Genomic DNA, 6,762 nt, shown 5'->3' on the forward strand with positions numbered 1-6,762 from the left:
GGGAGGATGAAGGCTGCGGCTCCGATCACCCCTGCCCCCCGATATGCGTCAGCCCGCCCATATAGGGTTGCAGCGCGGCCGGGATGTGGATGCGGCCGCCCTCGTCCTGGTAGTTCTCCAGCACGGCCACCAGGGTGCGGCCGACGGCCAGGCCCGAGCCGTTCAGGGTGTGGACGAAATGCCCGCCCTTCTCGCCGGTCTTGCGGTAGCGGGCGTCCATGCGGCGGGCCTGGAAGTCGCCGCAGTTCGAGCACGAGCTGATCTCGCGGTACATGTTCTGCGACGGCAGCCAGACCTCGAGGTCGTAGGTCTTGCGCGCGCCGAAGCCCATGTCGCCGGCGCACAGCAGCATGGTGCGGAACGGCAGCTCCAGCTTCTTCAGCACGGCCTCGGCGCACTCGACCATGCGCTGATGTTCGTCCTCGGACTGGTCGGGCGTGGTGATCGAAACCAGCTCGACCTTGTAGAACTGGTGCTGGCGGATCATGCCGCGCGTGTCGCGCCCCGCCGAGCCCGCCTCGGCGCGGAACGACGGCGTCAGGGCCGTCAGGCGCATCGGCAGCTCTTCCTCGGCGACCAGCTGCTCGCGGACGATGTTGGTCAGGGAGACTTCGGCGGTGGGGATCAGCCAGCGATCATCGTTGGTGTGGAAGAGATCCTCTGCGAACTTCGGCAGCTGACCGGTGCCGTACAGCGCCTCATCGCGCACCAGCAGCGGCGGGGACACCTCCGTGTACCCATGCTCGACGGTCTGAAGGTCCAGCATGAACTGGCCAATGGCGCGTTCCAGCCGGGCGATCTCCTTCTTCAGCACCACGAAGCGGGCGCCGCTCATGCGGGCGGCGGCCTCGAAGTCCATGCCGCCCAGGGCCACGCCCAGGTCGACGTGATCCTTGGGCTTGTTCAGCTTGCCGGCCGGCAGGGCCTTGGCGTCGCCCCAGACGCGCTGCTCGACATTGCCGTGCTCGTCCTCGCCCTCGGGAACCTCGGGCGCGGGGATGTTGGGCAAGGACGCCAGCAGGTCCTTCAGCTTGCCGCCGACCAGCTCCTGCTCCTCGGCGGCGGCGGCCATGACGCCCTTCAGCGCCTCGACCTCGGCCATCAGGCGCTGGGCCTCGGCCTCGTCCTTCTTGGCCTTGGCCATGCCGATCAGCTTGGAGCTTTCGTTGCGCTTGGCCTGGGCTTCCTGCAGGGCGGTCTGGGCGGCGCGCAGTTGCACGTCCAGCTTGACCGCCTCGGCGGCCGCGCCCGAGCGGCCCTTGGCCGACCAGTGGCGGTCGAAGGCTTCGGGATTGTCGCGGATGGCCTTGATGTCGTGCATCGAACGCAAGCTCGGGAGTAAGGCGGAGAAGAAACGCCCTCTCTAAGGCGCGTCGGCGGGGGCGCCAAGCGTTCCGGCGGCCCTGGTCGCCGCCCCACGGCTTCGTGATCCGCCCGGACGCCGCTCGCGCCGCCGAACACCGCGCCGGATCCCGGAAACGCGGGCGTGCGACCGGATGACGCACCCGGTCAGGGGCGACGCTCGGGCGGGTACAAAGAGAACGCTAGCCGCTAGACCGAGATCACATCCCGGCCGGCTTCCTCGTCTTCCTTCTTGCGGCGGCGCTCGATCAGCCACACGCACCAGATGGAAATCTCGTAGAGCAGGCACAGCGGCACGGCCAGGGTGATCTGGCTGATCGGGTCGGGCGGGGTGACGATGGCCGCCACCACGAAGACGGCGACGATGGCGTAGCGACGGCCCGACCGCAGCATCTTGGAATCGACCAGCCCCGCCAGGCCCGCCAGAGACAGCACCACCGGCAGCTGGAAGCTGAGACCAAAGGCCAGCAGCAGCGTGGTCACCAGGGTCAGGTACTCCGAGACCTTAGTCTGCAACACCACCTTCACGCCCTCGCCGACGATCTGCTGCGACAGCGAGAACCACAGCACGAACGGCAGCATCACGTAATAGACCAGCGCCGCGCCCAGCAGGAACAGCACCGGCGAGGCGATCAGGAACGGCAGGAAGGCGTTGCGCTCCTGCTTGTACAGGCCCGGCGCGACGAAGCGATACAGCTGCCAAGCGATGATCGGGAAGGCCAGGACGATGGCCGCGAAGGCCGACAGCTTGATGTTGGTGAAGAACTGTTCCAGCGGCGCGGTGGCCTGCAGGGTGATGTCCTTCAACGCGCCCGGCGGCACGTGCTTGATCCCGACCAGGGCCAGCAGCAGGTCGAACGAGCCGTGATGCCCGCCGCCGGACTCCTGCACCGCCTTCAGGCCCTCGGCCACGGTGAACGGGCGCACCAGGAACAGGAAGATCTGCTTGACGAAGGCGAAGCAGATCCCGAACGCGACGGCGATCGCGCCGACGCAGATGATCAGCCGCATCCGCAGCTCGATCAGGTGATCGAGGAGCGGCGCGCGCGAGGATTCGATCTCGTCCTCGGGGTCGTATCCGATGGCCTTGTCGTTCACGAGGCGATGTCCGAAGCGGTGGAGCCGCCGGCCTTGGCCGTCTTCTTGCGCGGCGCGCGGGTCGCCTTGGGCGCCTCGACCGCGACGTCCTTCTTGGCGGGCGCGCGCTTGCGCGGGGCCTTGACCGGCTCGGCGAGCGCGGGCTCGGCCTTCTTGCGCGGCGCGCGCTTGGGCTTGGCCTCCACGATCTCGGCGGCGGGAGCCGGGGTCGGCGGCAGAATGGAGGGCTCGGGCGCCGGGCTATGGATCTCGGCCCCGGCATAGGGGTGCATCTGCATCGCCCCGCTGCTGAGCGAGGCGTCGATGTCTGCGAAGGTCTGGTCGACGGGATGGGGCGCGGCCGGCTGGGCGGGGGCGGCGTACTGGCCCGCGCGCATGGCCTGGACCTCGCGGCGCAGCTCGTCCAGCTCGGACTGGCGCGCCATCTCGTCGAAGCTGGCGCGGAATTCCGACGCCATGCCGCGCATCTTGCCGATGAACTGCCCCAGCTTGCGCAGCAGGACGGGCAGGTCCTTGGGACCGACCACGATCAGGGCGACAGCGGCGATGACAAGGAGTTCTGTGCCGCCGATATCAGGAAGCATGGACGCGCCTTAGACCGGGCGGAGCCGAGGCTCCCCCAAGGTTGGATCGTCGCGCGGAGACCCTTCCCCGCGCGCGGCGGAAGACTACGACTTGCGCAGCTCTTCCTTCTCGGCCTCGGTGCGCGGCAGCGCGCCGGTGGCCTTGTTCTCGGCGACGTCGCTGCTGACCGGCTCGTCCTTCAGGCCGTCGCGGAAGGCCTTGATGCCCTTGGCGGCGTCACCCATGACGCCCGACAGCTTGCCGCGACCGCCGAACAGCAGCAGCACGACGACGGCGACGATGATCCAGTGGATCGGACCGAGACTTCCCATAGCCAAAGACTCCTTGCGACAGCGCCCCATAGCCGCTGCGACGCGTCGTTACAACATGCTGCTAAATATAGGCCTTCGCGAGACCAGCGGCCACTGTCGACGTCACGAGGACCGCCGGTCGCGGGCCGGCGAATCCGCTCAACCCACGGACCGTCGCGCCTGGCTCGCCTTTAGGGCCCCAGGGCGGCAAGTTCTGCTCGGTAAAGTTGACCGAGAGCGCGACATCGGACGCGCTTCTCCCGGCCAAGCGACGGAAATGACGAGTTAAATCGCTTGGCCCGCTTTTTGCGGCGGACGCGCGACCTTCAGCGGGGAAGCGCTCATGTCGATCATGTCCATCGGTTCAGCCGGCGCCGTCGGTCCCTACAGCGGCCCGAGCGCGATCTCGGGCGCGGGCGCCAGCGCGGCCGCCGACCCGACCTCGCCCCGCGAGGCGTTCGAGAAATACCAGGCCATGACGCCCGCCCAGAAGATGCGGGCCATGATGCTGGCCAGGCTGGGCCTGACCGAGGAGCAGGTGAAGGCCCTGCCCGACGACAAGCGCAAGGCGGTCGAGGACAAGATCAAGGACATGATCAAGCAGCAGGTCCAGAACGACCCGGCCTTGAAGAAGAAAACCGGAATCCTGGCCGACGTGATGGCTTAGGCGGGTAGAGCGCGCCCTAAGCCTTTTCCGGCTCGCCCAGGAAGTCCTGCGCGAATTCGGGCGCGTCGCCATCGTCCAGGTCCAGCGGGTCCTCGTCCTCGCCGGCGCGCAGGCCCAGCGGATCGGGCACGGTGAAGCCGGGCGGCAGGTTCATTTCCAGCAGGCCCGCGGCCTTCATCTCGGCGACGCCGGGCAGATCGGCCAGGCTGGCCAGTCCATAGTGCTCCAGGAAGGCGTCGGTCGTGCCGAACGTCACCGGCCGGCCCGGCGTGCGGCGACGGCCGCGCATCCGGATCAGCCCCAGCTCCAGCAGGACGTCCAGGGTGCCGCGGCTGGCCTGTACGCCGCGCACGGCCTCGATCTCGGCGCGGGTCACCGGCTGGTGATAGGCGACGATGGCCAGGGTCTCCTGAGCGGCCTTGGAGAGACGGCGGGACTCTTCCCGCTCCTCGGTCATCAGGAAGGACAGATCGACCGCTGTCTGGAAACGCCAGCGGTCGGCCACCTTGACCAGCTCGATGCCTCGCCCCTCATAGCGCGCGCGCAGGGCCGCGACGCCGGTCGCGATATCGGCCCCGGCGGGCAGGCGCTTGGCCAGGTCGAGGTCGCTGAGCGGCTCGGCCGCCGCGAACAGCAGCGCCTCGATGCAGCGTTCGACGAAGAGCGGATCGATCGCGCTGGTCATTCTGCGATTTGCGCCGGCTCGGCCCGGGTCCGCAAGTAGATGTCGGCGAACGCCTCCATCTGGCGGACCTCCAACGCCCCTTCCTTCACCAGTTCCAGCGACGCCGACAGGGTCGAGGCCAGGTACGAGGCCGGCGTGGGTCCGTCATCCTCCTCCAGCGCCTGCTCGATCGGCGCGACGGTCGAGAGCGTGGTCCACTCGCTCATGCGCGGCAGCAGCGTTCGCAGGCGGTCGCGGGCGTCTTCCAGCGGATAGGCCGTCGGCGGACGGGGGGCGTAATGGCGGCCGTGCTCGCGCTTGCGCTGCTCGATATAGGCGCTCATCAGGCCGTAGAGATCGCCCTCCAGCCGAGTCGAGGAGACGATCTTCACCGCTTCGGGGTCGCCGCGCATGAAGACGTCGCGCCCCAGGATGGGACGCTCCTTCAAGGCCTCCACGGCCTTGCGCATCACGTCGAGCTTGGCCAGGCGGAAGGCCAGCTGGGCGGCCATTTCCTCGGGCGGCGGTCCCTCGGCCTTGGCGCGCTCGGCCTTGGGCAGCAGCAGCCGCGACTTCAGATAGGCCAGCCAAGCGGCCATCACCAGATAGTCGGCCGCGAGGGCGAAACGAACGCGGCGCGCCTGCTGCACGAAGGCCAGATACTGTTCGGCCAGGCGGGTGATCGACAGTTGCAGCAGGTCGACCTTCTGGCCGCGCGCCAAGGTCAGCAGGACATGCAGCGGGCCTTCATAGCCGTCGATGTCGATGACCAGGGCCGCGCCGTCCTCGGCCGCCTCGTGAGCAGCCTCGAAGTCCAGGGTGGGCTGGAAGCCCGCGCTCAAGCGTACCGACCGCCGAACGCCGCGTCGAAGCGGGCGCGGGCCTCGGCCGGGTCGAAGGGCTCGGGAACCTTGACCAGACGGTTCATCACCGCCTGGGCCCGCCGACGCGCCTCCTTGGACATCTTGCCGACGCCCGACATCACGGCCTTCATCTCGTCCATGTCGCCGTTGCAGTGCAGGACGACGTCGCAGCCGGCCGACAAGCTGTCCTTGGCCCGCTGCTTGAAGTCGCCCGTCAGGGCTTTCATCGACAGGTCGTCGCTCATCAGAAGGCCGTCGAAGCCCATGGACCCGCGAATGACCTGCTTGATGACCTTCTTCGAGGTCGTAGCTGGGTTCTTGCGGTCGATGGCGGCGTAGACGACGTGCGCCGTCATCGCCATCGGCATGTCGGACAGCACGCGGAACGGCGCGAAGTCGCGGATTTCCAGCTCCAGCAGCTTGGCCTTGACGACCGGCAGCTCCAGGTGGCTGTCGCCGAGGGCGCGGCCGTGGCCGGGGATGTGCTTGATGATCGGTAGGACACCGCCGGCCAGCAGGCCCTCGGCGGCCGCGCGGCCCAGGGTCGCCACCTGCTCGGGCGTGTCGCCATAGGCGCGGTCGCCGATGATCTCGTGGCCCTTGGGGTCGGGCACGTCCAGCACCGGCGCGCAGTCGACATTAATGCCCAGCACGTGCAGGTCGTGCGCCATCAGGCGCGCGCCCAGACGGGTGATCTCGCGGGCGGTCAGAGGGTCATTGGCGACCAGCTCGCCATAGGCACGACCCGGCGGATAGATCCGCCAGTGCGGCGGCTGCAGGCGGGCGACCCGACCGCCCTCCTGGTCGATCAGGATGGGGGCGTCGGGACGGCCAACCGTGTCGCGGAGCGCGGCGGTCAGCGCCCTCACCTGCTCCGGATCGGCGATATTACGCTTGAAGAGGATGAAGCCCCAGGGCTTCACGTCCTTGAAGAACGCGACCTCCTCGGCCGTCAGGGTGGTCCCGGCGCAGCCGAGAATGGCGGCGGAGGACGTGGCGCCCATCAGCAGGCTCATTTGACGAAGCAGGACTTGCCCGAGGCCGCGATGGCCTCGCAGAAGGCCTTGGCCGCCTCGCGGGAAGCAAAGCCGGTGACCGAGGTGCGGTAGAGGGTCGTGCCGTTCTTGTCGACGGCCTCGACCTTCTTGCCCTTGCCGGCGGCCAGCCCCGGGGCCAGGCGCGTGGCTTCGATCCAGGCCTTGTCGGCCAGGGCCGGCGAGGACAGCGCGCCGA

General features: G+C 68.7%; 9 protein-coding genes. 1 reads left to right on the forward strand and 8 read right to left on the reverse strand.

Going from position 1 to position 6,762, the window contains the following annotated elements:
• Positions 1-25: 25 nt before the first annotated feature.
• The 4 genes from serS to tatA form a co-directional block, all read right to left on the reverse strand.
• A complete protein-coding gene (gene serS, locus FCU40_RS22070; RefSeq protein ID WP_168077920.1) occupies positions 26-1,321 on the reverse strand; it encodes a serine--tRNA ligase in 1,296 nt (431 codons plus the stop codon).
• Positions 1,322-1,551: 230 nt separating this feature from the next.
• Positions 1,552-2,460, reverse strand: coding sequence for a twin-arginine translocase subunit TatC (tatC, locus tag FCU40_RS22075; protein WP_168077922.1), 909 nt, complete (start codon positions 2,458-2,460; stop codon positions 1,552-1,554).
• Positions 2,457-3,044 (reverse strand): Sec-independent protein translocase protein TatB, encoded by a 588-nt coding sequence (gene tatB, locus FCU40_RS22080; protein WP_168077924.1) that lies wholly within the window; start codon positions 3,042-3,044, stop codon positions 2,457-2,459. The genes tatC and tatB overlap by 4 nt, the downstream gene beginning before the upstream one ends.
• Positions 3,045-3,128: 84 nt before the next feature.
• Positions 3,129-3,356 carry a twin-arginine translocase TatA/TatE family subunit gene (tatA, locus tag FCU40_RS22085; RefSeq protein ID WP_004622932.1) on the reverse strand — a complete coding sequence of 76 codons (228 nt, stop codon included), beginning with the start codon at positions 3,354-3,356 and terminating at the stop codon, positions 3,129-3,131.
• 322 nt (positions 3,357-3,678) lie between these two features.
• Between tatA and FCU40_RS22090 the strand changes: the two genes are divergently transcribed.
• On the forward strand, positions 3,679-4,002 hold the full coding sequence (locus FCU40_RS22090) for a hypothetical protein (protein ID WP_168077926.1): 324 nt from the start codon (positions 3,679-3,681) through the stop codon (positions 4,000-4,002).
• Positions 4,003-4,018: 16 nt separating this feature from the next.
• Here the strand turns inward: FCU40_RS22090 and scpB are convergent, their stop codons facing one another.
• The 4 genes from scpB to FCU40_RS22110 all read right to left on the reverse strand — a co-directional run.
• On the reverse strand, positions 4,019-4,687 hold the full coding sequence (gene scpB, locus FCU40_RS22095) for an SMC-Scp complex subunit ScpB (protein WP_168077928.1): 669 nt from the start codon (positions 4,685-4,687) through the stop codon (positions 4,019-4,021).
• Positions 4,684-5,508, reverse strand: coding sequence for a ScpA family protein (locus FCU40_RS22100; protein ID WP_004622925.1), 825 nt, complete (start codon positions 5,506-5,508; stop codon positions 4,684-4,686). The genes scpB and FCU40_RS22100 overlap by 4 nt, the downstream gene beginning before the upstream one ends.
• Positions 5,505-6,545 carry a beta-N-acetylhexosaminidase gene (gene nagZ / locus FCU40_RS22105; protein WP_168077930.1) on the reverse strand — a complete coding sequence of 347 codons (1,041 nt, stop codon included), beginning with the start codon at positions 6,543-6,545 and terminating at the stop codon, positions 5,505-5,507. Before nagZ ends, FCU40_RS22100 begins: the two co-directional genes overlap by 4 nt.
• Positions 6,542-6,762: SPOR domain-containing protein (locus FCU40_RS22110; RefSeq protein ID WP_168077932.1), on the reverse strand; the 221-nt coding region annotated here is incomplete at its 5' end. The genes FCU40_RS22110 and nagZ, both read right to left, overlap by 4 nt.

Source organism: Caulobacter sp. SSI4214 (assembly GCF_012184455.1).
GTDB classification, from domain to species: domain Bacteria; phylum Pseudomonadota; class Alphaproteobacteria; order Caulobacterales; family Caulobacteraceae; genus Caulobacter; species Caulobacter vibrioides_E.

What these genes read in the sequence shown, in the direction of transcription:
- tatA (WP_004622932.1), bottom strand. Translation starts at nt 3,356, where the DNA reads ATGGGAAGTCTCGGTCCGATCCACTGGATCATCGTCGCCGTCGTCGTG.
- scpB (WP_168077928.1), bottom strand. Translation starts at nt 4,687, where the DNA reads ATGACCAGCGCGATCGATCCGCTCTTCGTCGAACGCTGCATCGAGGCG.
- tatB (WP_168077924.1), bottom strand. Translation starts at nt 3,044, where the DNA reads ATGCTTCCTGATATCGGCGGCACAGAACTCCTTGTCATCGCCGCTGTC.
- serS (WP_168077920.1), bottom strand. Translation starts at nt 1,321, where the DNA reads ATGCACGACATCAAGGCCATCCGCGACAATCCCGAAGCCTTCGACCGC.
- FCU40_RS22090 (WP_168077926.1), top strand. Translation starts at nt 3,679, where the DNA reads ATGTCGATCATGTCCATCGGTTCAGCCGGCGCCGTCGGTCCCTACAGC.
- nagZ (WP_168077930.1), bottom strand. Translation starts at nt 6,545, where the DNA reads ATGAGCCTGCTGATGGGCGCCACGTCCTCCGCCGCCATTCTCGGCTGC.